The sequence below is a fragment of the Solibacillus sp. FSL W8-0474 genome (assembly GCF_038004065.1).
Lineage (GTDB): Bacteria > Bacillota > Bacilli > Bacillales_A > Planococcaceae > Solibacillus > Solibacillus faecavium.
The window spans coordinates 3829521-3855399 of sequence record NZ_JBBOQJ010000001.1 but is presented as its reverse complement, the minus strand read 5'-3'; the positions used below and the strand labels follow the sequence as shown (position 1 = coordinate 3855399).

The 25879-nt window shown below is 36.0% G+C and carries 28 protein-coding genes; 22 read left to right on the top strand and 6 right to left on the bottom strand.

Annotated features, from left to right (window positions below; translation table 11 throughout):
• Positions 1–255: 255 nt before the first annotated feature.
• From glmS to NYE67_RS19425, 15 genes are all read left to right on the top strand, one after another.
• A complete protein-coding gene (glmS, locus tag NYE67_RS19495) occupies positions 256–2055 on the top strand; it encodes a glutamine--fructose-6-phosphate transaminase (isomerizing) (protein WP_340726468.1) in 1800 nt (599 codons plus the stop codon).
• Between the two features lie 262 nt (positions 2056–2317).
• Positions 2318–2818 carry an RNA polymerase sigma factor gene (locus NYE67_RS19490; protein ID WP_339214501.1) on the top strand — a complete coding sequence of 167 codons (501 nt, stop codon included), beginning with the start codon at positions 2318–2320 and terminating at the stop codon, positions 2816–2818.
• Positions 2811–3653 carry a TIGR04104 family putative zinc finger protein gene (locus NYE67_RS19485; RefSeq protein WP_339214499.1) on the top strand — a complete coding sequence of 281 codons (843 nt, stop codon included), beginning with the start codon at positions 2811–2813 and terminating at the stop codon, positions 3651–3653. The genes NYE67_RS19490 and NYE67_RS19485 overlap by 8 nt, the downstream gene beginning before the upstream one ends.
• An 85-nt stretch (positions 3654–3738) precedes the next feature.
• Positions 3739–4251 carry an RNA polymerase sigma factor gene (locus NYE67_RS19480; protein WP_339214497.1) on the top strand — a complete coding sequence of 171 codons (513 nt, stop codon included), beginning with the start codon at positions 3739–3741 and terminating at the stop codon, positions 4249–4251.
• Positions 4244–5374, top strand: a complete 1131-nt coding sequence (locus tag NYE67_RS19475; RefSeq protein ID WP_339214496.1) for a hypothetical protein — start codon at positions 4244–4246, stop codon at positions 5372–5374. Before NYE67_RS19480 ends, NYE67_RS19475 begins: the two co-directional genes overlap by 8 nt.
• A 121-nt stretch (positions 5375–5495) precedes the next feature.
• On the top strand, positions 5496–6113 hold the full coding sequence (locus tag NYE67_RS19470) for a YdhK family protein (RefSeq protein ID WP_340726467.1): 618 nt from the start codon (positions 5496–5498) through the stop codon (positions 6111–6113).
• Positions 6114–6607: 494 nt separating this feature from the next.
• Positions 6608–7831, top strand: a complete 1224-nt coding sequence (locus tag NYE67_RS19465; protein ID WP_340730831.1) for an urea ABC transporter substrate-binding protein — start codon at positions 6608–6610, stop codon at positions 7829–7831.
• 53 nt (positions 7832–7884) lie between these two features.
• The gene (locus tag NYE67_RS19460; protein ID WP_191701460.1) at positions 7885–8760 is read left to right on the top strand and encodes an ABC transporter permease subunit; all 876 of its coding nucleotides are present in this window, start codon (positions 7885–7887) and stop codon (positions 8758–8760) included.
• A 1-nt stretch (position 8761) separates the two neighbouring features.
• Positions 8762–9817 carry an ABC transporter permease subunit gene (locus NYE67_RS19455; RefSeq protein WP_191701459.1) on the top strand — a complete coding sequence of 352 codons (1056 nt, stop codon included), beginning with the start codon at positions 8762–8764 and terminating at the stop codon, positions 9815–9817.
• Entirely contained in the window at positions 9801–10529 is a 729-nt protein-coding gene (locus NYE67_RS19450) for an ABC transporter ATP-binding protein (RefSeq protein ID WP_340726465.1), read from the top strand. The genes NYE67_RS19455 and NYE67_RS19450 overlap by 17 nt, the downstream gene beginning before the upstream one ends.
• Before the next feature lie 11 nt (positions 10530–10540).
• Entirely contained in the window at positions 10541–11239 is a 699-nt protein-coding gene (locus tag NYE67_RS19445; RefSeq protein ID WP_191701457.1) for an ABC transporter ATP-binding protein, read from the top strand.
• Between the two features lie 18 nt (positions 11240–11257).
• Positions 11258–12211, top strand: coding sequence for an acetamidase/formamidase family protein (locus NYE67_RS19440; RefSeq protein WP_191701456.1), 954 nt, complete (start codon positions 11258–11260; stop codon positions 12209–12211).
• 157 nt (positions 12212–12368) lie between these two features.
• Entirely contained in the window at positions 12369–12767 is a 399-nt protein-coding gene (locus NYE67_RS19435) for a CidA/LrgA family protein (RefSeq protein ID WP_191701455.1), read from the top strand.
• The gene (locus NYE67_RS19430; protein WP_225231364.1) at positions 12745–13419 is read left to right on the top strand and encodes an LrgB family protein; all 675 of its coding nucleotides are present in this window, start codon (positions 12745–12747) and stop codon (positions 13417–13419) included. Before NYE67_RS19435 ends, NYE67_RS19430 begins: the two co-directional genes overlap by 23 nt.
• A gap of 197 nt (positions 13420–13616) precedes the next feature.
• Entirely contained in the window at positions 13617–14492 is an 876-nt protein-coding gene (locus NYE67_RS19425) for a pirin family protein (RefSeq protein WP_340726464.1), read from the top strand.
• Between the two features lie 47 nt (positions 14493–14539).
• Here NYE67_RS19425 and NYE67_RS19420 read toward each other — a convergent pair whose 3' ends face one another.
• On the bottom strand, positions 14540–15316 hold the full coding sequence (locus tag NYE67_RS19420; protein WP_340726463.1) for a sulfite exporter TauE/SafE family protein: 777 nt from the start codon (positions 15314–15316) through the stop codon (positions 14540–14542).
• An 89-nt stretch (positions 15317–15405) separates the two neighbouring features.
• Between NYE67_RS19420 and NYE67_RS19415 the strand changes: the two genes are divergently transcribed.
• From NYE67_RS19415 to psiE, 3 genes are all read left to right on the top strand, one after another.
• Positions 15406–16296, top strand: a complete 891-nt coding sequence (locus tag NYE67_RS19415) for a LysR family transcriptional regulator (protein WP_340726462.1) — start codon at positions 15406–15408, stop codon at positions 16294–16296.
• Positions 16297–16653: 357 nt separating this feature from the next.
• Positions 16654–17241 (top strand): DUF4166 domain-containing protein, encoded by a 588-nt coding sequence (locus NYE67_RS19405; protein ID WP_340730830.1) that lies wholly within the window; start codon positions 16654–16656, stop codon positions 17239–17241.
• A 130-nt stretch (positions 17242–17371) separates the two neighbouring features.
• Positions 17372–17800 carry a phosphate-starvation-inducible protein PsiE gene (gene psiE / locus NYE67_RS19400; protein WP_340730829.1) on the top strand — a complete coding sequence of 143 codons (429 nt, stop codon included), beginning with the start codon at positions 17372–17374 and terminating at the stop codon, positions 17798–17800.
• Positions 17801–17869: 69 nt separating this feature from the next.
• Here psiE and NYE67_RS19395 read toward each other — a convergent pair whose 3' ends face one another.
• Both NYE67_RS19395 and NYE67_RS19390 read right to left on the bottom strand, forming a co-directional pair.
• Positions 17870–18805 carry an S-layer homology domain-containing protein gene (locus NYE67_RS19395; protein ID WP_340730828.1) on the bottom strand — a complete coding sequence of 312 codons (936 nt, stop codon included), beginning with the start codon at positions 18803–18805 and terminating at the stop codon, positions 17870–17872.
• A 194-nt stretch (positions 18806–18999) separates the two neighbouring features.
• Complete coding sequence (locus tag NYE67_RS19390) at positions 19000–20988, bottom strand: methyl-accepting chemotaxis protein (RefSeq protein WP_340730827.1); 1989 nt, start codon at positions 20986–20988, stop codon at positions 19000–19002.
• A gap of 159 nt (positions 20989–21147) precedes the next feature.
• Between NYE67_RS19390 and NYE67_RS19385 the strand changes: the two genes are divergently transcribed.
• From NYE67_RS19385 to NYE67_RS19375, 3 genes are all read left to right on the top strand, one after another.
• Positions 21148–21612 (top strand): GNAT family N-acetyltransferase, encoded by a 465-nt coding sequence (locus NYE67_RS19385; RefSeq protein ID WP_340730826.1) that lies wholly within the window; start codon positions 21148–21150, stop codon positions 21610–21612.
• A complete protein-coding gene (locus NYE67_RS19380; RefSeq protein ID WP_340730825.1) occupies positions 21609–22151 on the top strand; it encodes a GNAT family N-acetyltransferase in 543 nt (180 codons plus the stop codon). Before NYE67_RS19385 ends, NYE67_RS19380 begins: the two co-directional genes overlap by 4 nt.
• 165 nt (positions 22152–22316) lie before the next feature.
• Entirely contained in the window at positions 22317–23381 is a 1065-nt protein-coding gene (locus tag NYE67_RS19375; protein WP_340730824.1) for a PQQ-dependent sugar dehydrogenase, read from the top strand.
• 57 nt (positions 23382–23438) lie between these two features.
• On the opposite strand, the gene NYE67_RS19370 is transcribed toward NYE67_RS19375, so the two are convergent.
• Together NYE67_RS19370 and NYE67_RS19365 are read right to left on the bottom strand one after the other, a co-directional pair.
• Entirely contained in the window at positions 23439–23642 is a 204-nt protein-coding gene (locus NYE67_RS19370; RefSeq protein WP_191701444.1) for a helix-turn-helix transcriptional regulator, read from the bottom strand.
• Positions 23643–23648: 6 nt separating this feature from the next.
• Positions 23649–24167, bottom strand: coding sequence for a DUF6773 family protein (locus tag NYE67_RS19365; RefSeq protein WP_340730823.1), 519 nt, complete (start codon positions 24165–24167; stop codon positions 23649–23651).
• 183 nt (positions 24168–24350) lie between these two features.
• Here NYE67_RS19365 and NYE67_RS19360 point away from each other — a divergent pair, with 183 nt between their 5' ends.
• Positions 24351–24824, top strand: a complete 474-nt coding sequence (locus NYE67_RS19360) for a GNAT family N-acetyltransferase (protein WP_340730822.1) — start codon at positions 24351–24353, stop codon at positions 24822–24824.
• 43 nt (positions 24825–24867) lie between these two features.
• Here NYE67_RS19360 and NYE67_RS19355 read toward each other — a convergent pair whose 3' ends face one another.
• Positions 24868–25851, bottom strand: coding sequence for a threonine ammonia-lyase (locus NYE67_RS19355; protein WP_340730821.1), 984 nt, complete (start codon positions 25849–25851; stop codon positions 24868–24870).
• Between the last annotated feature and the right edge of the window lie 28 nt (positions 25852–25879).

Below are 25879 nucleotides of genomic sequence, written 5' to 3'. Positions count from 1 at the left end.
TTTTAAAACAGAAAAGCGATTTTCTGGACAGAAGAACGAAACGGCATACAAATAAAAAATACTAACAAGCTACATCACCTTTTAAAGAGTAGGAATTTTATAGATGAGTTGACACTTTGCTAATCGAGAGCAAAGAACCTTTTCTAGTTAACATTCCTAAAGCGCATCAGGCGAAAAAAAAGGTAGATTTCGTAGTCTGCTTTCTTATTGCCAAATGTCGCTTAGATATAGCTGTTGCATCGGAGGAAATGGATTATGTGTGGAATTGTAGGATATAATGGCGTATTAGACGCAAAGGAAATTTTATTAAAAGGTTTAGAGAAACTAGAATACCGTGGCTACGACTCAGCGGGGATTGCTGTGCATAATGAAGAGGGGATTACGATCTTTAAAGAAAAGGGTCGTATTGCTGATTTGCGTAAAGCAGTAGATGGCGATGTTGAAGCTGCAGTAGGAATTGGTCATACACGTTGGGCAACTCATGGTGTACCGAATCGTTTAAACGCGCACCCTCATACAAGTGCATCAGGAAGATACACACTTGTACACAATGGCGTTATTGAAAACTATCACTTATTACAAAAAGCTTATTTAAAAGGCATAAAAATGTCTTCAGATACAGATACAGAAGTTATTGTACAGCTAGTTGATTTATTTGCAAAAGAAGGATTATCAACTTTAGAAGCATTCCGTAAAACTTTATCTTTAGTGCATGGTTCATATGCATTAGCGCTTTTAGATAATGAAGATGTTGAAACAATCTATGTTGCGAAAAATAAATCTCCTTTATTAGTAGGTGTGGGAGAAGACTTTAATGTAATCGCTTCAGATGCTATGGCGATGCTGCAAGTTACAGATCAATTTATTGAATTACATGATAAAGAAGTTGTTATTGTTCGTAAAGACAAAGTAGAGATATCTACTTTAAATGGTCGTTCGGTTGAGCGTGCACCATATACAGCAGAGCTGGATGCTTCTGATATTGAAAAGGGTACTTACCCTCACTACATGTTAAAGGAAATAGATGAACAGCCTACTGTTATCCGTAAAATTATTCAAGCTTATGAACAGGGCGAGGATGTAACTGTTGATGCCGATATATTAAACGCATTGGCTGAAGCGGACCGTTTATATATTATTGCAGCAGGTACGAGTTACCATGCTGGCTTGATCGGTAAACAGTACTTTGAAAAAATTGCGGGTATTCCAGTAGAGGTGCATATTTCAAGTGAATTTGGCTACAACATGCCATTACTTTCGAAAAAGCCTTTATTTATCTTTATTTCGCAATCAGGTGAAACAGCAGATAGCCGTCAAGTATTAGTGAAAATTAAAGAACTTGGCTATAAGTCATTAACTGTAACGAATGTTCAAGGTTCTACGCTTTCTCGAGAAGCGGACTATACATTACTGTTACATGCTGGACCGGAAATTGCAGTTGCTTCAACTAAAGCCTATGTTGCACAGGTAGCTGTGTTAGCGGTAGCAGCTTATGCAGTTGCGAAGGAGACAGGTGTGGCACTTGATTTTGATCTAAAACAAGAATTAGCAATTGTTGCAAACGGCATTCAAACGATTATCGATTCTAAAGATGTAATGGAACAAATTGCGGAGGATTACTTGAAAATCGCACGCAATGCATTCTTCATTGGTCGTAACATGGACTTCTGTGTATCGTTAGAAGGCGCATTAAAGCTAAAAGAAATTTCTTATATTCAAGCTGAAGGTTTCGCAGGCGGTGAGTTAAAGCACGGTACAATTGCTTTAATTGAAGAAGGTACACCTGTATTTGCTTTAGCAACACAAAAAGACGTAGCACTTAATATTCGCGGTAATGTGAAAGAGGTTGTTGCGCGCGGTGCCAATGCATGCATTATTGCAATGGAAGGTATGGAAGAAGAAGGAGATTGCTTAGTCCTTGCTCCTGTACATGAACTATTAACACCACTTGTATCGGTTGTACCGCTACAGTTAATTAGTTACTATGCAGCTCTTCACCGCCGTTGTGATGTGGATAAACCACGTAATCTAGCAAAATCGGTTACAGTTGAGTAGAATGATAAAAACAACCTCTATTGGTGAAATATCCATAGAGGTTTTTTTATATATCTTTGACTAAAAAATCGAATTGAAAATGTGCATAGAAAAAACCAAGAAATATTAATGTTGATTTGATAATGGTCCTAATATGAATAAGTAAAGATACCTTCTGTCTCCACCCCTCTATTTAACGAGGGGTTTTTTTAGTATATTTAAATAAAAATGAGATGTCCTGCTCATTTTTTCCGTCTAATAAATATAGAAAGGAGGCGGGCGAATGGATATTGAATATTACGTAGAGCAATACGGGGATTATTTATATCGCATTGCCTACATTTATACGAAAGATCGACAAGCAGCGGAAGAAGTAGTGCAGGATGTTTTTATTAAACTGTATGAAACGCAACAGTTCGAACAGAAAAGCTCGGAGAAAACATACTTAACGAAAATGACGATTAACCGTTGCTATGATTATTTGCGAAAATGGAAAGCGAAAAAAGCCCAAATTGTTCATTACTTTATGAAGCAGGAGCCTAGTGGTGAGCAGGTAGTAGTGGAGGGTGAGGAGCGCGATGTAATTGTAGAAGCAATTTTGAAGCTGCCTTTAAAGTACCGGGAAGTGTTATTACACTACTACTATGATGATTTGTCCATTGCTGAAGTGGCATCTTACATCAATATTCCGGAATCGACAGTAGCTACGAGACTGCAAAGAGCACGTCAAAAACTGAAAGATCAATTGCCAGCAATCGAATGGGAGGTGTTGCGTGATGCATAATTTAAAACAACGATTAGAACCAATACGTTTAACGAAAGCGCAAAAGCAGCAAATGATTGCCAATGCGAAAAGACCGTCAAAGAAAGAGCCATCATACATACCGGTAATTTTACCCGCTTTTCTTATTTTAAGTGTCTTTTTTGTGAGTATTAGTTTTGCGCCAGACAGCTGGACACTTCAGCCGACGACAGCTTCTAGTGGCAGTGAATCACCGTTTCACAATATATCATTAGCAGTCGTGCTTTGGTCAGTGGTAAGTTCGATTGAGCTGATTGTGATTTATTTTATCGGAAAAGCTTGTATAGCCAATACGAAACGTTGGCAAACAAATGAAAGAGTGCAAGAATGGAATGCTTTTTTATCGAAGCCGATTCAACCTAAAATTGCGGTGATCTTCACACTTCTTCTTTTATGGGCAGGAACGATTTATTTTGCGAGCCTTTGGTATAGCCAGTTAATTTTTGTCATATTATCCGTAGTTTTGGTGACATTATGGGTTTTATATGATGCCCGGGAACGAGAACAGTCACATTGTCCCCATTGTGAGACCCCATTTACACGAAAACAAATTTTCCGTAAAACCTATATGCCCTATCGTGAAAAATGCGATTCTTGCCAAAAAATTATCTATTTAGAGGGTAATGCCTCACAAAGTACAATGAGATATGCATTAATACCATTAGCACCGATCTGGCTACAAAATTTCCTGTCACTTCACTTTCCCTATGTATTGTTATTTTCAGCGCTAATTGTTGTCTCCTTAACATATTTTTATACCCCGCTTATGGTACAGTTTACTGATCGAGATACGACAATGGATGATTTTAAGAAGTGAGAATTTAAGCTTGGCAAAATATGCTAAGCTTTTTTCGTCTTTTTAGCAGTCAGCTTCGTTTATATAGAGAAGGGAGGGAGAACGTTTGAAATCTTCCGGGTTCATTGAAGAAGTGATGCATACTTATACCGACTACCTGTTTCGCATTGCCTATTATTACGTAAAAGATTCACATATGGCAGAAGATATTGTGCAGGATGTGTTCATGAAATTATATTGTTCGAACTATGTGGAACAAGGCGAACTAAAGGCGTATTTATCTCGAATAACAGCGAATGCGTCCAAAGATTATTTAAAGAGTTGGGCGTACCGCAAAATCAAGTTAACTGAGAAATTATTTTCAAAAGAAAATGTTTTACATAGAGATCACCTAGTGCACCAGGAAGAATTAAATACAATAGACAAAGCGATATTAGCATTGCCTCTAAAACAAAGGGAGGTAATTGTTTATTACTATTTAGAAAGTTTATCGACCAAGGAAATTTCGGAGCTTGTAGAACGTCCTGAAAGTACAGTGAAATCGAGGCTAAAGAGTGGACGGGATTTGCTGAAGCAAAATCTTGCAAAAGAAGAATGGGAGGTGCTTTTACATGACTAATTATCGTTTAACACCACTTCGAGATACATCAGAGAATAAAAAGCGCATTATGGAACATATGCGAAACAATATGTCTTCACCCAAACCAACAACTAAACGTAATTGGATGCCGGCGCTTATTGCTGTTTTCACGCTTGTCGTTGCTATATTTTTGATCGGTCCTTCTTTGTATCAGGCGTTATTTAATAAACAAGATTTTACGATTGAGAAAGTTGTATTTCCTGAAGTAGCCTATACGGCGTTAACTAACTCGACTTACCTTGATGAGACAAATGAATTTATTTATCGGACAGAGCGCGGATTTTATTCATTTGATGTTGCTAGTAAGCAAGAAAGATTTTTGGTAGAAACAACTCACTGGGGTTATGACTATGGAGTATCAGAAAACTGGCTTGTTTGGGCACAGCCTGTTGAAAACGAAGAGAAACTTCATGTAATGAATCGTCAAACGAATGAAGTCCAAATATATGAGACGGATTACTTTTATGGGATTGAAGTGAAGGACAATACATTATTTTTTATGGGGGTCACGAGAATTGATGGGAATTCTTCAAGTGCTGCCTATAAAATGATGGATTTGAAAACGGGAGAAATCAAAGAGTTAAGAAAACTTCATGGAGAAGGGGGGAGTAGTCTTCCTGAAATTAATGGGAGTCTTATGGTCACTTCTGAAACAGTAGAAGGAGAAAGCGGTATGTCGACAGAAATTACCGTACAAGATTATAAAGAAATAAACGATTATGGAAACTATACAGTACCCTATCGATCTGTTCAATATTTGCAATTAAGAGAAAATCAAGTTTATGGTTATATGTGGAATGAAGGGGACGATGAGCCTTTTATCGGTTCAATTGATATGGAAAGCGGTCAATTCCATGCAATTAAAACTTCTTTCAAGCTACATGACTTTGCAACAGATGGTGAGCATTTTGCTGTTTCGGTACAAAGAGGCGACAGCGATACAGTATGGCTCTTTGAAAATAATGATGGTGCATTAAAGCGAGTATCTAAATTGCCAAGTATTAAAGAACGTCTTGTTTTACCGAGATTTACGGAAGCCGGTACACTTGTCTTAAATGGAGAAGGACCAGATCGTGCCATGTACTTAATACGATTTAAATAGTGTATAAAATTTGAGCATTTAGCGTCCATTTGAATTGCAATCCCAACATAGGGATTCCCAATTTCCCAGTTTAGCTTTACACACTAAGGGTAAATACGTTAATAGCTAGGAGGGATAGACAATGAATATTAAATTTAAGATGGGCATTATTTCTCTATCTGCTGCATTAGCACTTGCTGCATGTGGCGGGGAAGGGGATGAAGATACTACTCAAAATAAAACAACACAGGAAGAAACAAACGGAATGTTAAATGAACAAAGTGAAGGTGCAGAAAATGGTAGCGAGAAAGATATGGATCATTCTTCAATGAACCATTCGGGGACAGGCGAAGTACCAGAAAATTTAAAAGAAGCCCAAAATCCAACATTTCCTGTTGGAAGCAACGCAGTAATTCAAACCAATCACATGCCTGGTATGAAAAATGCGGAAGCCACAATTGCAGGAGCTTTTGATACAACGGTATACACGGTTTCCTATACACCGACTACGGGAGGAGAAACCGTTAAAGATCATAAATGGGTTATTCATGAAGAAATAGAGGACGCAGGAGAAGCACCTTTAGAACCTGGAACAGAAGTATTACTTAATGCGGATCATATGGAAGGAATGCAGGGAGCAACTGCCATAATAGATTCAGCTGTAGAAACAACGGTTTATATGATTGATTTTACTTCCACAACAGGAGAACAAGTAAAAAATCATAAATGGGTAACAGAAAGCGAACTATCTTCTAAATAAAATCAGAAAGGTGTCCATGTAAAGGTGGGCATCTTTTTTTATTTGCGAAAAAATAAGAGTTCTATGGAGTTACAAATCCCATTCCGAAACAATTACTTCAAATAGTATTTAAACCTACTTCAAATGCTACTAAGAAAAAAATTTTATATAACATGAAATTGATAATATTATTCTAAAAACATATTTTACCAATTAGATAAAATTTAGAATATTCAGCATACTTTAGGCGACTAAATCGTAATTTACTAGATTATTTTAATTTAACCCATATAAACGAATAATCCTAAATTACACATTAACTATATTTATTTGTTAAGTTTTATAACATGAATAAAGTAATTGTATGGTTTTTAGTGATATTGACCATTAAAAATTAGCGTGATATATTCCTTTTATGTTAGAAAGACTAACATTAAATCTATTTCGGAGGTGTAATGTTCATGAAAAAACTATTTAACCTTAGAAAAGGGCTAGTCCTAACTTCTCTACTCTCGATGCTATTTTTAGCAGCATGCAATAGCGAAGAGAGTGATAAGGATGCTAGTGCAGCGGGAAAAGATACGATTAAATTAGGTCTATTAGAAGATCACTCAGGAGACTTTTCATTAATTGGACTACAAAAATTACATGCTGCTGAATTAGCTGTATCGGAAATTAATGAAAGCGGTGGTCTATTAGGTAAACAAGTTCAATTGATTGCTCCTGATACGCAGTCAGATAACACCAAATTCCAGGAGTTGGCTAGAAAACTTATTTTACAAGATGAGGTGGATGTATTGATGGGGGCTGTGTCAAGTGCATCTCGTGAAGCCATTCGACCAATCGTCGAGCAAAACAAAATACTATACTTCTATAACAATCAATATGAAGGTGGGGTTGCAAGTAAATATACCTTTGCAACTGGAGGCGTTCCTGAACATCAAATTCAAACATTAATGGAAGGCTTAATTAAAGACTATGGTCCAAAAGTTTATGTAATTGCAGCTGATTATAACTTCGGTCAGATTTCAGCGGATTGGGTATATAAAGAAACTGTCGAGAATGGTGGAGAAATTGTAGGAGAAGAATTCATACCACTAGGTGTTTCACAATTTAGTAGCACAATCTCCCGTATAAAAGATGCAGATCCGGATGTATTAATTACGTTATTAGCTGGTGCGGAACAATCTGCTTTTTATGGTCAATGGGCAAATTCAGGCGTTAGAGATATTCCAATGGGTACTACGGTTAATATGGCACAGGCCTATGAACATTTGAGGTTCCAGCCGCCAGCATTAGAAAATATGTATGTAACTGCAACATTTATGGAGGAGTTAGGTAAAAGTGATTTAGAAATTGCACCAAAAGCTCAGGAATTTGTTGATAAGTTTTATAAAATGTTCCCTGACGATAAATATGTAGGGATGGAAGCAGAAGCTGAATATTCGGCAATTATGCTTTGGGCTAAAGCGGTTGAAAAGGCAGGTACTACTGAAACTGATGCTGTAATTGAAGCATTGGAAACTGGAATTAGTTATGATGGCCCTGCTGGTTTAGTCACTATCGATGGTAAAACTCATCATGCAATTCGAAATGTTTATTTAGCTCATAGCGGCAAAGGTCATGAGATTACTTTCCCTAAACATTGGGAGGCAATCGTACCTGATTGGCTATCAACTGAAAAGGGTGTTGATTTAACTACTAAACCTGAATTTGTACAATATAATCCACTTGATTAAAAATTGATGAAAGGCGTTTTTAAAGCGCCTTTCACAAAAAGGGGGTAGAATCTATGAAATCATTTGAGCTTTTGTATCAGTTTATGGATAACTTTGCCTTCCTTGTTTTATCGGCAGTAGGCTTAGCTATTATTTTTGGAATGATGGGGATTATAAACCTGGCTCATGGTGAATTTATTATGTTAGGTGCCTATACAGCAAGTATTGCTGTAATGAGTGGGGTACCCTTCATATTAGCAATTGTACTGAGTGTTTTAGTTGTTGGCTTAATAGGTTTTATAATCGATAAATTAATAATCAGTAAGTTATATGGTAGAACGATAGATTCGGTAGTTGTAACTTTTGGTATAAGCATGGTATTAGGTCAGTTAATGCTTATCGTATTTGGACCTTCGATGCAAAGTCCTGCTACACCATTAGGAGCGGTAACGATCTTCGGTAGCTCCTACTCCGTATACAGAATTTGTTTGTTTTTTGTAGCTGTATTTATTCTAATTTTCATCTATTGGTTATTTATGCATACTCGCTTTGGTCTATTATCGAGAGCTACTATCCAAAAAAATGATATAGCAAAATCATTAGGGGTTAATACTGAAAAATACTATTCTTTAACATTCGTACTAGGTTCTGCTTTAGCAGGTTTAACAGGTGCTTTATACGCAGCGACAATGACGGTTTCTCCGACATTTGGAAATGGATTTTTAACGCCAAGTTTCGTAACGGTTATTGTAGGTGGTGCCAACGCTTTAATAGGAACAGTTATGTCTGGGACAATGCTTGGAATCGTTAATACAGGTGTAGATTATATATGGGGAACACTTTATGGTCGTTTAGGTTTATTAGTTGTAACAATTTTAGTCATTAGATTATTGCCTCTTGGTTTATCTGGCTTCGTTGAATCAAAATTTCTAAAGGTAAGGGGTAAATAATATGCAAAATAAACTATTTAAATTAAACACTGAAAATATAGTGATGATTGGATTATTTTTAACTCTATTAATTTATCCTCTAATGACTACTGCATACAATGTATTGAATCTGTCCTATTTTCTAACGATGGTTTTATTATCAATAAGTGTAAGCCTGGTCTGGGGGTATGGTGGCATCTTTAGTTTTGGACAAGCTTTGTTTTTTGGACTAAGCGGTTATTTTTACGCCATCTTAACGATGAACATTAATAATGCACAATTCAATTTTATTGCACTGATTATTGGTGTTTTATTTGGTGCTTTAATTGCTACAGTTATAGGTTACTTTATTTTCTACGGAGGCATTAACGATGTATTTGTAGGGTTAATTACATTGTGTTTGGCAGTTGGAATCGAAACATTTTTAGCGCAAACTGCAGGACCACAATGGAAGATAGGTAATATTTTATTAGGCGGTTTTAACGGTATTAATGGAATACCTACAATTCAAATGGGCAGTTTTGTGCTACAGGGCAATAGTTTATATTACTTCATTCTCCTAGCCATAATAGCTGTATTTATCGGGATTAAATATTTGATGATTTCAAGATACGGTTATGCTCTTATTGCCATTCGTGAAAATCGTGATCGTACACAACTGTTAGGCTATAACGTTCCAAAATATCAACTTGCTGTATTTGCATTAGGTGGAGCAATTGCTGCTTTAGGCGGGATATTATACGCCATCTGGGGGAGTTATTTAACACCTGCAACATTAAACTTAACTGCTGCAACACTCCCTATAGTTTTAGTAGCTGCTGCTGGTCGTAAAAATCTTTCTGCAGGGATTATTTTTACTTTAATTTATTATTGGGGTTCACAACAACTTGCTGCTTCCGGTAACCAATATGCACTGATTATTTTAGGAGTGGTGTTAATAGTTGTAATGTTATTTGTGCCTAATGGCCTTATTCAAACGCTATTTTCATTAAGCGATAAAGGTGTTAGCTCCCTTTATCAACAACTTCAAAAAAACCCGAAAAAGAGGGGGGCTTTACAAGATGCAAGTACAAAATAGTGAACCTATATTGAAGTTATCAAATGTTGGTAAATCCTTTGGAGGGTTAAGAGCTGTAGATGAAGTGGATTTAGTTATTAGAAAAGGGGAGCTGCATTGCTTAATTGGCCCCAATGGCGCAGGGAAAAGTACTATTTTTAAAATGATCATGGGAATCTTTGACCCGAGTGATGGTCAAATATTGTACAAGGGTAAATCACTTGCACATATGAAGAAGTGGGATCGTTTTAAAGAAGGGATTAGCATAAAAATGCAGGTGCCGGGTGTTTTTGGAGATCTTACAGTTTATGAAAATTTGAGGATTGCTGCACAACGGACGTATTCAAAAAAGGCATTAGAAGAGAAAATAAATTACTTATTGGAAGAATTTAATTTAACCCACTTAAAAAGTGAAATGGTTAATAATTTGTCGCATGGTCAACAACAATCTTTAGAGATGGGGATGGCAATCGCAAATGACCCTACGCTGCTTCTATTGGATGAACCTGTCGCTGGAATGGGACCTGAAGAAACTCAATTTATCTCAAACTTAATTAAAAAGATAAATAACAATGGAATTACGATTCTATTCATAGATCACGATATGGAGTTTGTTCGGTCTCTAGCACAACAAGTTACAGTATTACACTTAGGTAAAAAATTTGCTGAAGGGACGATTGAAGATATTGAAAACAATGAAAAGGTAGTAGAGATCTACCTTGGACAATCGTAGGAGGTGGTCTAATGCTGAAAATCAATAATATGGAAGCAGGATATGGAAAAATAATGATTGTGCGGGATTTAGATTTAGTTATAGAATCCAAAGAAATTGTTTCTATAATAGGTCGTAACGGAATTGGAAAGAGCACATTAGTTAAGTCAATTATTGGCTTAGTTCCTATAAATAAAGGGGAGCTAATTTATAATTCAAAAGCTGTAACGAATAAAAAAGCTCATGAGCGTGCATGGGAAGGTATGGGCTACGTACCACAAGGTCATCAAGTTTTTCCCATGTTAACTGTTGAAGAAAATTTAAGGATGGGAAAATTAATTAATAAGAAAAGCGGAAATTTAGACTTTGAAATAATTTATAATTATTTCCCTAAATTATTCGAAAGACGTAAACAAAAAGCAGGAACATTAAGCGGAGGCGAACAGGCAGCTTTATCATTAGGGAGGGCATTGGTAGGGAATCCTGAATTATTAATTTTAGATGAACCTACTGAAGGCATCCAGCCAAATTTGGTACAAGAAATTGGAGAAATCATTAAACAAATAAATAAAGATTTAGGTATTACCGTACTATTGGTTGAACAGCATATTGGACTTATACAAGCTATTTCCCAACGCTGTTACGCAATGGATAAAGGGAAGATTGCCCAGGAGATTCAGGGTGATGACATAAAAAATTATGATTTACTGAAAGAGTATTTAGCAGTTTAAATAATGGAGGGATATGAAATGGTAAAAATTCAAGAGAACCAAGTAACAGTAATCACTCAACCAGGAGAGCATAGCTATGTTTATTCTAAATATTTAGAACCAATTGCCGTTGTAAAACCAGGTGAGGTTGTAGAAATTCACACAAAAGATGCATTTGGCAATCGAGTTACAAATGAAAATGATCTTCCGTCTGTTGTATTGGTCGATGTAAAAGGCTTAAATCCTCAAACAGGTCCAATCTATATAGAAGGAGCGGAGCCTGGCGATACATTAGTAGTTCATATTATAGATATTCAACCTGACCGAGATTGGGCGGTTAGTGCGCTAAAAGAAAGTTTTGGCGGATTAAGTTCCACAGATTTAACTCCTTCTCTGCAAGAACCACTACCTGAAAAGGTTTGGATTTATAAAATTGAGGACGGGATGGTAACTCATAATAAGCAATTATCTTTCCCATGGCGACCTTTCCTAGGAACTATTGGTACAGCACCTGAATTAGAATCAATATCTTCATTAACCCCGCATAAACATGGCGGAAACATGGATGTTCCAGATGTAAAACCAGGAAATAAAGTCTATTTACCTGTTAAAAATAAAGGGGCATTTTTCTATACTGGAGACTGTCATGCCGGTCAAGGAGATGGAGAATTATGCGGTGTAGCTCTTGAAGTATCAGCGCGCGTAACACTAAAGTTTGAACTTATTAAACAAAAAAGTATTGAATGGCCACGTATAGAAAGTGAAACAGAATATATGGTAGTAGGTAGTGCAAGGCCAATGGAGGATGCAGCTAAAATTGCGTACTCTGAGTTGATTTACTGGATGGAGGAAATGGGATGGGATAAGTTTGAAGCTTATCAGGCACTTACCCAAATCGGAAAGCTTTATGTAGGAAATATGGTAGATACAAATTACTCGCTTGTAGCGAAAATTGAAAAGAAATATGCAGATGTCATTTTAAAAGATGAATAATTGCCTCTTAATATTTCTGAATATTTAGAAATTATGAAGATAAAAACAATTACAGTGTTAAGTTATCTTATTGTAATTGTTTTATCTTTTTCCGATTATGGCTTATTTGTAGAAGCCAAATATCCGTTAATGTCCGTTTTAGAAAGAAGGGGCCTCTATGAAAATAATACGTATTATTGCCCAAATATTTATTTTATGGATTTTCTATTTTATAGGTCAGGTTATTGTAAGCTGGACTGGAATATTTATTCCTTCTAGTATAATTGGTCTTCTATTGCTTTGGATTTGTTTGATGACCGGTATTATAAAAGTTGAATATATTAAAGATGGAGCAAGTTTTATGATTTTATATTTAACTTTATTCTATATTCCGGCAACTGTTGGTTTGATCGAATACCCTGAATTATTAAGATTAGAAGGGATATTATTAATGGTTGCAATTTTTGTTAGTTCTGCAGTAACGCTAGTGATAACTGGAAAGGCGAGTCAATTTATAGAAAATAAAGAAGGCGAAAAAATAAATGGAGGGGACTATGCAAATCTTAATAATCATTAGTACCGTTGCATTATATATTTTAATGAATAGATTATATTTAAAAATAAATAGTCCCTTACTTGTACCATTTTTCACCGTAACCGTCTTTTCAATTGCGGTATTATTAATATTTAATATTCCATATGAGACGTATATGGCTGGAGCTGAATGGATTCAAATCATGCTTGGTCCAGCTGTGGTTTCTTTAGCATATCCTCTATATAATCAGCGTTTACTAATCAATAAGTATAAAATGGCAATTATTTCAAGTATATGCATAGCTATGCTAACAGGTTTAGTGAGTGTTTATATAATACTAAAGCTATTTAAATCCTCACAGGAATTTATTTATACAGCGTTGCCAAAGTCTATGACTACACCTGTTGCAATGCAGGTAAGTGAATCAATTGGAGGCGTTGCACCGCTGACAGCTGTACTAGTTATGATAGCAGGATATACAGGCGTATTGCTTGGACCTTTTTTATATAAAATAGCAAAAATTAATACTCCGATTAGTCGTGGTGTTGCTATGGGTAGTGTCAGTCATGGGGCAGGGGTATCAAAACTAAAGGAATTTGGAGAAAAGGAATTATCAATAGGCTCGCTATCTATGGGACTAAGTGCAATTATTGGTGCTATTGTTGTTCCGTTTTTTTCTCTACTAATAATGTGAAAAATTAATTAAACGAAAATCATAGGATAAAAGCGTTATTCCATTTGGAGATAACGCTTTTATCTTTTTACTTACCTATTATAGATAAGTTGCATTGCTTGAGAGGTAATTAGAATATATCTATACTTTAATTATGCAATAAGTGTTGTGTAAAAAATTGTTAATAGGCGGCAGAGTATATCAAAGGGGGCTTTAAAGTGAAGAGTGATTCAACGTTTCAAAGAGAAGTAAAAGATTATTGGTATCCGAAATATAACAAGAATGGTTACCCTCATATTCAGCAGGGCTTCATCCTTTCTCCAGATAGGAATAAAGAATTTGACCCATTTATTTTAATGGCGGAAGACTGGTTCAAACGCGGAACATTTTCGGATCACCCACATCGAGGCTTCCAAACGGTAACGTATGTAATCGATGGAAGACTTGAACATATCGATAATGCAGGCGGATATAGCATATTAGATGCTGGCGATGTTCAATATATGAATGCAGGTTGGGCAGCTAGACATGCGGAAGAAGCTTATGATGATGATCTTATTCATACATTACAGCTATGGTTGAACCTTCCGAAAGGCCTGAAACATACAGAGACAACTTATCAAAATATATATGTAGAAGATGCGCCTGTTGTAAATTTTGAAGGGGGCTCCATTCGAGTATATTCAGGGGAGATTGCAGGAGTAACAGGTCCAATGAATAGTTTAGTCCCGATAACGATGACGGAAATTAGCCTCCGCGAAGGAGCGGAGTATACACATGTTTTACCTGAAAACCATAATTCATTTTTATATATGCTAGCAGGAGAAATGGCGTTCGGGGATAATGAGACAACGATTACTAAAACAGGGGCAGCTACTTTGTCCTTTTACGAAGAAGGTTCAGAAACGAATCAAAGTGAGTTGAAAATCAAAGCAGTCACGCGTTCGAAAGTGTTAATTTATTCAGGCGTTCCAATCCGTGAAGAAATTGCTCTTGGTGGACCATTTGTAATGAATACAATGGAAGAAATCAAAGAGGCATTCCGAGATTTTCAGCAAGGAAAGTTTGGCGCACCGGCCGTAAAAGAGAAGTAAGTTCAAAGGAAACCAGATGGAGCAATCATCTGGTTTCTTTCTATAAATTAAAATAGTAAATCAGCGATAACTTGGACAATTAATAAGAAGAAGATAATAGGAAGCAAAATCTCAATCCATTTACCCTTTAAATAAGGGATAATTTTAAGACCGATTTGGGAGCCAACGATTGATCCAACAGCTACTGGAACGGCAACCCCCCAATTAACAATTCCATAAAAAAGGTAAAATAAAAATGCGGTCGTACAGCTTGCAAACATAACAAAGCGAGTCATTTCAGCAGCCATTACATAGCTGAATTGTTTTTTCAGAAAGTACGTTATATTTAAAAGCGCGGACCCCGTTCCAAGCCCGCCGTCATATATTCCTATGAGGAATGGAGCTATTAAAGTAGTTTTCTCTTCAATCTCAGGTTGTTCGTTAACAACTGATTTTTTATTACTTTTTATAACGAAAATGAACATTACGATTAACACAATACAAGCTACAATATTCATCGTTTGTTCCGACAGTCTTGTTGCTAAAAAGGCTCCGCTTATTCCGCCAACTGCAGCGATGAGCATGAACGGAATCATTTTTTTCAGATCCACTCTCTTTTTCATTGTCAGAACAATTACTGTCGAAAATGAAGATATGCCTGTTGCAAATTTGTTTATTGCAACGGTTGCATGGATGGGGATGCCGACCAGTAATAAGGAAGGAAGTAATACAAATCCTGCCGCTCCAAACATTACACCCACAAGTGCTGCAAGTAAACCAATTCCAAATAATATGAGACCATCAAATGATAGCCACTCTATTAGTAAGTTTTCCAAACAAATCACCCCTAATGACAAAATACTGCTATACTACTCATAAAACAAATATATATATTTTGTTTATTCATAAATTTTAGTTATGAATGGGTGAGAAAATGAATTTACATACACTAAGAATTTTTACAAATGTCGCAAAGTTAGGCAGTATTACTGAAGCGGCAAATATCCTGCATATTAGCCAACCAGCTGTTACCGCACAGATTCGCAAACTTGAAGGGGAAATCGGGGTCAAGCTCATAACTGGAAAGGGAAGAGGGATACAACTAACCTCCGAAGGGGAATTTCTTTATGAACAAGGACTGCGCTTATTCTATTTAGAGGAACAAATTGATGAGAAATTTAAAACGTTTTTGGCGAAGAAGGAGAACGTAAAAATAGCTTCTTCCTATATATCAACGAATTATATTTTACCATCAATAATTGCGGGTTATAAATTAGAAAACCCACAAATCGATGTATATGTATCGTTAGGTAATGTGCAGTCAGTAGAGCGGCTCGTCCTGAATTATGAAGTCGATTTTGGCTTTGTTGTACAGAGTAATATAGGTCATGAAGATTTATCCTTTGAGAAAATACTGGATATCCCATTTTGGTTTGTGGTAAATCCAACTCATCCTCTAGCAAATAAAGAAGTATCAATTTTTGAATTGAGTAGGCATGATTTTATTTATAGAGAACGGGGCAGTTCAACGCTGGATTTACTTGAGGCGATTTTTTATACACATAATTGTCCGCTACCAAAATTCGGCTTACAAATGGAAGGTGTACTTGAATCAATAAAAGTCGTTGAAGCTGGTTATGGAATGGCCATTGCACCAGCCGTCAGCGTAAAGGAGAAATTGGAACAAGGTAGTCTTGCGCGTGTATTTGTAGATCAAGTAGAAATCAGTCAAAGCCTGTTTATTTGTACAAGGAAAGCCGATCAGAATGAGTATCCGTTTATTCAATTTTTAAAAAGGAAATTAGGAGACTTAGAAATAATCTAACTTCCCTTTATAGTGTTTAACCGTAGTTTCTATCCAAAAATAGAAGCATATAACTAGCTGCAAAAAGAATAATAGCAATTCTAGTAATAATATATATTGAAAGCTCTGATGAATTCAGCTTTCTTTCCCTCTTCATCTTTTTAAAATGTCTATAATAATAGATAGCGCACAATAATAATATTATCGCTGATATTTGATAAATGTTTTCTAATAAATTAACTATCAAAAGAATGCCTCCTCATCTAACGTATAAATAATTTACCGTATTTAATGAAGGTAATTTCGTGTTTCAATAATAAGTTCCACAAAATAGCACATAATCCTGTTTTTTATGGATGCACTATTAGGAGGATTTCTATGATCTATCAATCTCTGCTAGGTAAACAGTTCGAGCAACTCCATCCAAAATTGCAGCATCGATATACAATGCCCTTTTATGCAAAGGGCCTCATGCATGAAATTCAAACAGGTTCTCCATTTATAAAGCCTGTTTATCTACTCGGAAAGTATGTGAATTTCCTGTTTCCTGAAAACGGCAAAAACATTCCTTTTACACTTAAAAACACATGGGACGGCAAGGACACTGTAATATTTGAAAGAACTTTTTACTTTCCTGCCGCAACAAGAACCTTTACAACTGCAATGCATGTTAATTTAAACAATCTAACAGCACGAGATTATTTAGGTAAACCCGCCATTGTATCCGCGGATTTAGAATTTTTCACAACGAAAGATGGTGGTCTTATTACAAAATCCGGGGCACAAAAGCTTGTCGCAGGTACTGTTGAAATTCCGCTACCTTCTATTTTAGAAGGGCGTGGCAGCGCGGTAGAAAGCTTTGATGAACAAAAACAAATGTATACAATTGAAATTGCTACCTATAATCATCTATTTGGTAAAATTGTCAGCTATATTGGGGAGTTCGAAGAAACAGAACCTTTTTAGCAGTTTTTTTGCACGAGATTTAATCAATAAAACAAAGAGAAAAAATTTTTTGGAATAGTAATCGCTTACAAAATTGACACATATAAACAGATGGAATAATCTGAAAATATAACATCTGGAGGTGTGTACAATGAAGCTTTTAACCAATCCTAAGCCATTCAAGGAATTAATTCCTAAAGTGTTGCAAGTGATTTTGAATATTGGTTTATCGGTACTGGCGTTAGCTCTATGCGTCATGCTCATCGTCGAGATGGTCGAATTTCTAAAGTTTATAATTAATAGCGGGAAGCAGGAGTATAAATACTTTTTAGCTAAAATTTTAGTCTTCTTTCTGTACTTTGAGTTTATAACAATGATTGTGAAATACTTTAAAGAGGATTACCATTTCCCGCTTCGTTACTTTATGTACATCGGGATTACGGCAATGCTAAGGCTTATTATTGTCGAGCATGATTCTGCATTAGATACACTTATTTTCGCAGGAGTTATATTAATTTTAATCATTGGTTACTATATTATTAATATAACTCCGAGAGAGAGACCATCGAAGAAACATTAAATAAAGTGAGTATAAGTTTCAAGTCTTGAAAGGGCTTGAAGCTTATTTTAAAGTGTAATAGCAAGTTCTTTAATTCTTAACTACATTTATTAGCCACTTATCATCCGCATCTTTTGCAACAATAAGTTTCACTTGAATATCTTTAAATATAATTTCCCCTTCTTTTCGGACTGTTGCCGCCATATTAACCGTATCTATATAACGAATATCTTTATAAGAAGCGATATATTTTAGCACCTCATTATTTGAAAGGGATTTCAGCTTTTCAACTGCAACGTCTGCATTGATACCTAATTTTATAAAATCCCTCACAAGAGTGGATTGATTAAAAAAGGTTAGCTCATCTCTATCAGCCTTTACTAGCATATTGGCAAACTGTGAACGCTTAATGGGTGTACTAGGTTTAAAGTTGCCATCCTGATAGCCAGATATAATTCCGAGTGTTTCAAGTGTGGCAATTTGTTGTCCCCATGGATCCGTAAAGTAATTGCCGTTAAAAATATCCGATTTAACAGTTCCATTTTCTTTGTAACTGTGCCGCTGAATTAATGGAATGTCATAGGCTTTTATAATGATTCCGGCAAATTGTCCGCGTGTTAAAGGTTGATTTATACCAAATGCCCAATCGGAAGAATTTCCGACAGTATAGCCACGCATTATCCCATTAAAGAACAGTCTATCAATATAAGGGTAAAATTGATCTGTCTTCGGCACGTCTATATAGTCGATTCCATAATACAAATCTGAGTATTCTACCTCTTTTAAGCGATTGTCCAATGCCTTTGTCAATATACTGGAAACCTGCCCGCGTGTAATATTTCCATAAGGTCTAAAATTAGGCAAAGTTCCACTAATGGCCTTTTGATCCAATAAATATTGAACAGATGGGTAAAAGTTATCGGATTTCTTGACGTCTTTGTAATGTAAGTTTGCTGCATTTACACCCATACTTGCCGAAAACAGTAATCCTACTGATATTCCAATCGTTACTAAAGTTCTTTTCATCTATTCAGCTCCTTTACCGATTTGGGTTAATTTTCCTTTAACATACCATATTATTACCAGAATAATCAATAAATTGATAGGGGGGCTTAGTATTTCATTAATAATCTTAGTGAATAGAGTAATTAAAAAGTGCAGCCAATGTACAACTTAATGTACATTGGCTGCACTTTTATTTGGAAACATCTTTTCTTCCTTTAAATCTTGAAACGACTAACAGCTGTCGCAAGGTCAGTGCTCAATTGATTTAATTCCTCTGAAGCCTGTGCGACCGATTGAATCGCATGTAACTGTTCGTCTGTCGATGCACTTACTTCTTCACAAGCAGCAGCTGCCGTTTGTGAATTCATCGACATTTCCTCGATTGTATCTAGCACACGGTCTTTGTATTTATTTACATTATCAACTTCTGAATGAACAGCAATAAATGAATGGTTTACACTGTCAATTAAATTTGATAGCTGTGCGAACAGCTCGCCTGTTGTATTAACGACCTCATTTGATTCATTAAAAGACCGCTTCATTTCATTCATACGGATTGTCACATCATGAGACTGGCTTTGAAGCTGATGAATCGTTTTTTTAACGGATTCTGTTGCCTCTGCCGATTGTTCAGCTAGTTTGCGTACCTCCTCTGCAACAACCGCAAATCCCTTGCCATGCTCACCAGCACGAGCAGCCTCAATGGAAGCATTAAGTGCAAGTAAATTTGTCTGGGAAGATATAGAGGAAATCGTATTCATTATAGAATCGATTGAACCAATTTTTGACTCTAACAACATAATCACTTTTGTCAGCTCTATTAGTTCCTGATCATTTTCTGTAAAGCTTTCTAAAAGGTTATCCATCTTCTGACGCCCCACCTGATTCAGGGCTGTTGCTTCTTTTGTTGTTTGTTCTACTTGAGTGGATAGATTATTCATATTGTTGATTTTCTCGCTTAAACTTGTTGATTGCTCAGTTACAGTGTCTGCCTGATCAGATGTACTCGCAGCACTAATTGCTATTTCATTTACAGCTTGTGCCACTTGTACGGAAGAGGCACTCGTTTGTTCAGCCATCGCACTTAAATGTTGTGAGCGATCATCTACTTGTTCGGAAGAAGTTTTTACAATACTAATAATATTTTTCATTTCACCAATCATTGAGTTAAAGTGGTGAGCTAAACGTCCAATTTCATCTTTTGATTTTACATCAATATGAACAGTTAAATCTCCTTGAGATACTTTTCCCATTAATGTACCGAGAGTAAAGAGCGGTTGAACAATTTTTGAAATAAAGAAATATAGCACGATAAAGGTAATAGTTAATATTCCGATTGTAATTAAGAAAATAATCTTTTGAATATCAGTTGCTGTACTGTTGAGACTGGATTTATCATAAATCGTGGCTATGGTCCAATCTACATTATCGATACGCTCTGAAACGATAATGCTCTCCACATTATTTATTGATTCTTTAATAGTTGTAGAATCAGTTGTTTGCAGTAACTGCTTAGCGTACGGTTCCACCGATAAGTCCTCACCCGCGAGCTCGGGGTGGACAATTGCTAAGCCTGTACGGTCAAAAATGACAGGATATCCGTTATACCCAAGCTCCATTGCTGAAACCATTTCTGTTAAGTTTGTTAACAAAATATCTGCTGCAAGTACCCCGATTACTTGGTCATTTACTTTTATGGCTGTCACTCCTGTAATAGTAAAAGTACCAGTTGCCGCATCCAAATAGGGCTCTGTCCAGCTCACGACATCCGGATTCTCTAGGCCAAGCTGATACCAAGGGCGTGTTGTCGCATCAATATCTTCGAGACCATCAAAGTGAGGCTCATACATCAACCCTTCAACGTCAGCAGTATAAATTCCGGACACATTAGGATATGTAGCTAAAAATGTTTGAAAATCCTGACGAAGTGTTGTATCCGCTTCGTCAAAAAGCACACTATTATTCAAATAGTAGTTTTCAATTTCATCAGATTGTGCAATTATTTGAAGAGAGCTACCATAATTTTCTAAAACCGTTTGAACATTCGTTGATAACTGTTCCACAATGGTCTTGCTTTGATTCACAACGCTTTCTTCTGTTTTGTTCGAAATAATAATGGAACTAATGGTTGCCAATGATCCTAAGCCAATAATAATAATCATGATAACTATCCCTATTATTTTCCATTTTACTGATATTTTCATAGGCTCATCCTTAAATTAGTAGTAAGTTTTTACTTTTCTAATAATAATAATAATAAATAATGAATATTGCAAAATCATTTTGGTGAACAAGTTGTTATAGTATATAGATTAATAAATAAAGTAATTAATGATAAATAGAATTAAGGCAGGTGTATAGTAATGGAATTTCGATTGGCATCAGTAGACGATATGGAATTGTTAATTGATTTGCGTAAGCGGTTATTGATCGAGGAAGGGCAACATATGTCTGCGAATATAGATGAACAATTAACAGCTTTTTTTGAGAATCAATTAAAATCAAGTCAATTTGTACAATGGTTAATACAAGAGGGAAATCATATTATTGCGACAGGAGCGATTCAATTTATTTCATTTCCACCCAGCTATTTTAACCCAACAGGTATTCGAGGATATATATTGAATATGTATACAAGGCCTGAAAGTAGAGGCCAAGGATTAGCGAAAAAGTTAATGGAACGATTAATAGATGAAGCACAGGCTAGAAATGTTCATCACCTATTTTTAATCTCTTCACCGATGGGAAAACCACTATATAAGAAAATTGGATTTAAAGAAAATGATATTTATATGGAATATTTTATTGAAGGGAGGAATAGTGATTGATTTTAGAAACAGAAAGACTCTTATTAAAGCCTTATGAAAAAGAATTTGCAGATGATATTTACAATGTCGTTAAGCATAAAGAAATTGCAGATACAATGGTGATGATTCCGCATCCTTATCCCCGAGAAGTGGTGGATAGTTGGATTTCTTATTTACAGAAAAGTTTTGAACAAGGAAAAGCCTATGAATTTGCAGTATTTCTAAAAGAAAATGGCCGTTATATTGGAAATTGTGGGTTAGTTACGATTTCAAAAAATCACAGAAATGCTGAGGTAGGTTATTTTATTGATGTTTCGGAGTGGGGCAAGGGGTATGCAACAGAAGCATGCAAGAAAATAATAGAATATGGATTTCAGGAACATCAATTAAATAGAATTTATAGCCGCTGTATGGTTAGAAATACAGCTTCAAGAAAAGTAATGGAAAAGTCAGGAATGATATGGGAAGGGCGCCATAGACAAGAGTTTTTAAAAGATAGTGTATATGAAGATATGGATTATTTAGCTATTTTAGCGGAAGATTTTATTAAAAATAATTAAATTCTGCCCTTTTAGAAATCATTATTAAACACTTAAAATGTTGTTATAGCAATATTTTAAGTGTTTTATTTTTGGGGTGGGCAAATACTCCAAAATGAATAGTAAATGTCCAACTATTAGGGTATTTATATGAACGATAGTATTTATAAAAAGGGAGGTTTTATTTTGAAACTGCTTGTCGGATTAAGCATAGTTGTATTATTTTTCTTCGGATGTTCAGCGAAAGAAGACGAACAGGTTCAGCCTTTGCCTGCAAATGAGGACATACAGGTTGATAGCCGATATGAAGCCATCGCAACTAACCTCAATGCACCATGGGCAATTAATAAGATTGGTGATAGTTTTTATATTACGGAGCGTACAGGAAATATTGTAAAGGTAGAGCAAGGTGAAGTAGTAAGACAGGAAGTAAGCTTGGAACAAACACTTTCAACTGCTTCAGAGGCAGGCTTATTGGGACTTGTATTAGCACCGGATTTCGAACAGTCAAATAAAGCATTTGCGTATTATACTTACGAAAAAGGACAAGAACAGTTTAACCGGATTGTGTTACTCCAATTAGAAAACAATAGATGGCAAGAGAAGCAAGAGCTTGTTGATGAAATCCCAAGTGGCACCTATCATCACGGGGGCCGTTTGAAAATAGGTCCAGATAACATGCTTTATGCTACAGCAGGTGATGCGTCTGATCCCAAAATTGCGCAAGATACGGATTCGTTAGGTGGTAAAATACTGCGTATACAACTAGATGGCGGTATTCCTAAGGACAACCCATTCCCTGACTCATATGTATATAGCTATGGACACCGCAATCCACAAGGCATCACTTGGTCTCCAGAAGGAAAAATGTATGCGAGTGAGCACGGACAAAGTTCGAATGATGAAATTAATGAAATAGAAGCAGGGCAAAATTATGGCTGGCCTACTATCGATGGGGATGAAGAACAAGAAGGATTAATGTCTCCTTTATTTACCTCAGGTGAGGGAACGACTTGGGCTCCTTCAGGTATGGCTTTTTACAATGGAAAGCTATATGTTGCTGCACTGCGAGGGACGGCGATACTTGCTTTTAATTTAGATACAAAAGAAGTGGAAGAGATCGTTAATGATGTCGGTCGAATACGGGATGTTTGGATAGAAGAAGATAAACTTTACTTTATTACAAACAATACAGATGGTCGAGGAAATCCATCTAATACAGATGATCAGCTATACTTATTGGATTTATAGAATAAAAGGGGCTAGTAAAAGCAGATAACTTTTACTAGCCTTTTTACGCGTCCTCTTTTATTCAGATTGTTCTTCCCAAAACAAATCGTCCAACGTTTTATTCAATGTTTTACAAATCGCTATACACACACTTAATGTCGGGTTGTATTTGCCCAGCTCAATAAGTCCGATCGTTTGTCGAGTTACCCCCACTTTTTTAGCCAATTCATCCTGCGATAAATCATGTTCAATACGAGCCATTTTTAAACGTACATTTTTCATCTGCATTCACCACGTATCTTCATCATCTTTTAACATCTTATCATTTACTTTTTTGCTTTTCTTCACAGCTGATTGATGGCCAATAAATAAAAATATCGCTAGAAACGGTGCGTAAATAAGCAATGATATTAAAAACACCATAAAGAAATATTCAATAGCCTGGGCATTACTATCTGCATAGTTAATACCGCTATTTAATCCCATTGCTAAAGCAATTAAAACACCAATAAGAATGCCGATAAAGACAGTTTTAGTACTAGATCGGAATTTACTGTTGGCATCATGGATTTCTACCTCTTCCGATAAAACCCCGGTATACATCGCGCGATAACTATAATAAATACCGCATACAAATAGGATAATAAGTTCAGTTGCTACATGTTCTACACCCCGACCGTAAATAATCATTTTAGTAATTAATGAAATAAGACAAATAATGGATACGATGTAGTAAATTTCACGATAAATTTTGTTTTGTATATTTTGTACACGTTCATCAACAATTTTGCGTTTAAATAACCCCATAATTAACGCCTCCTTAGTTTGTTTGTTAATTTTATTATACATTATAAATTACAAAATGCAATTTATATATGTCATAAAGTAATGTATTTTTTGCTTTAAAAATTTACTAATAGGACTGTTTTTGTATTTTAATTAATGTTATGTTATTTTTATACATTTATTTCAAATGAGGAGGTTATATAAATGCTTGATACGATTAGAAGTGTTACAGATGAAGAGAAAATTATAAAAGTAATTCATGCAGCATTTAAACGTTATGAAGATGATCCGATGCCCTCGAGTGCTTTAATTGAAACGGCATCAACAATTAAAAAAGAGCTTGAAAGTAATGTACTAATATTAGGTACAGAGTTTCTAGGGCAGATTGTGGGGGTAGTAAAAGTGGTTTATCATAAAGATTATATCTATTTTTCAAGGTTATCGGTATTGCCTGAATACCAAGGAAGGGGAATTGCGAGTAAGCTTGTCAAACATATTGAAAAGCTGGCGGTTAATGAGGAAATTCCATATGTGCGCTGCAAAGTTCGGAAATCGGAAGAAGCTAATATACGGTTGTATAGGAAACTGGGGTTTCATATTTCAATAGAAGAAGTAATGACAAGCCCGTTAGGTTTTGTGATGGAGACTTTAACGATGGAAAAGAAGGTTATAGATTAAACCACTAACCTAAGTTTTTGTTAGTGGTCTTTTGGGATGATCTTTAAACATTTGTATGAAGAAGCGAAAACTTAGTGGTATCTTCAAATATGCCATGCACATGTTGAATATCCACGTTGCCTCCGGAAATGAGTGTGACAATATTTTTTCCTTGCATGTTGATTTTATTATATAGCGCGGCTGCAACTGTTATAGCACTTGAAGGTTCGATTAGTTGTTTCATGCGTTCAAGTACAAAGCTGAATGCCATGCGAATTTCCTCTTCACTAATGAGAACGAGGTCGTCTAAATACTTCGATAATACAGGGAATGTTAAATCGCCCGGCTGATTTGTACGGAGACCGTCTGCAATAGTATGTGTTTCGGGAATTGCCGTAATTTTATTGTTCTGTAATGATAGATAGGTGTCCTGTGCAAGTTCAGGTTCAACGCCGATAATTTGTATGGAAGGATTCGTCTCTTTTACTGCGGTTAAAATTCCTGAAATTAAGCCACCTCCGCCAATCGGTACAATAATAGCATCGATATTATGGAGTTGTTGTAAAACTTCCAGACCCACTGTTCCTTGCCCTGCCATTATTAGGGGATCATCATAAGGGGGAATATAGGTGCCGTTTTGATCGTCTGCAATTTGCTTTGCTCTTGGCAAACGCTCAGCAGAAGTTGTTCCGCACTTTTCAACTTGACCGTTATAACCTAAGATGGCATTAATTTTACACTGGCTCGCATTTTCAGGTACAACAATTGTGGAGGATATCCCGTATTTATTGGCAACGTAAGCCACTGCCTGACCATGATTTCCGGAAGAAGCAGCTGTTACATGCCGGGCGCCATTTTCAATAGCATGAATGACCATGTTGCTTGCCCCACGAATTTTAAAAGAACCAGTTTTTTGTAAATGCTCTGCCTTTAAAAATAACTGATTTCTACATAAATTTGATAAATGCTCAGATTGAAGAATGGGGGTTTCAAAGACCACATTTTGAATACGCTGTCTCGCATCCTGAATATCTTTAAGTGTAATCATCATTTCCCTCCTTTTTTCAACCTCAAAA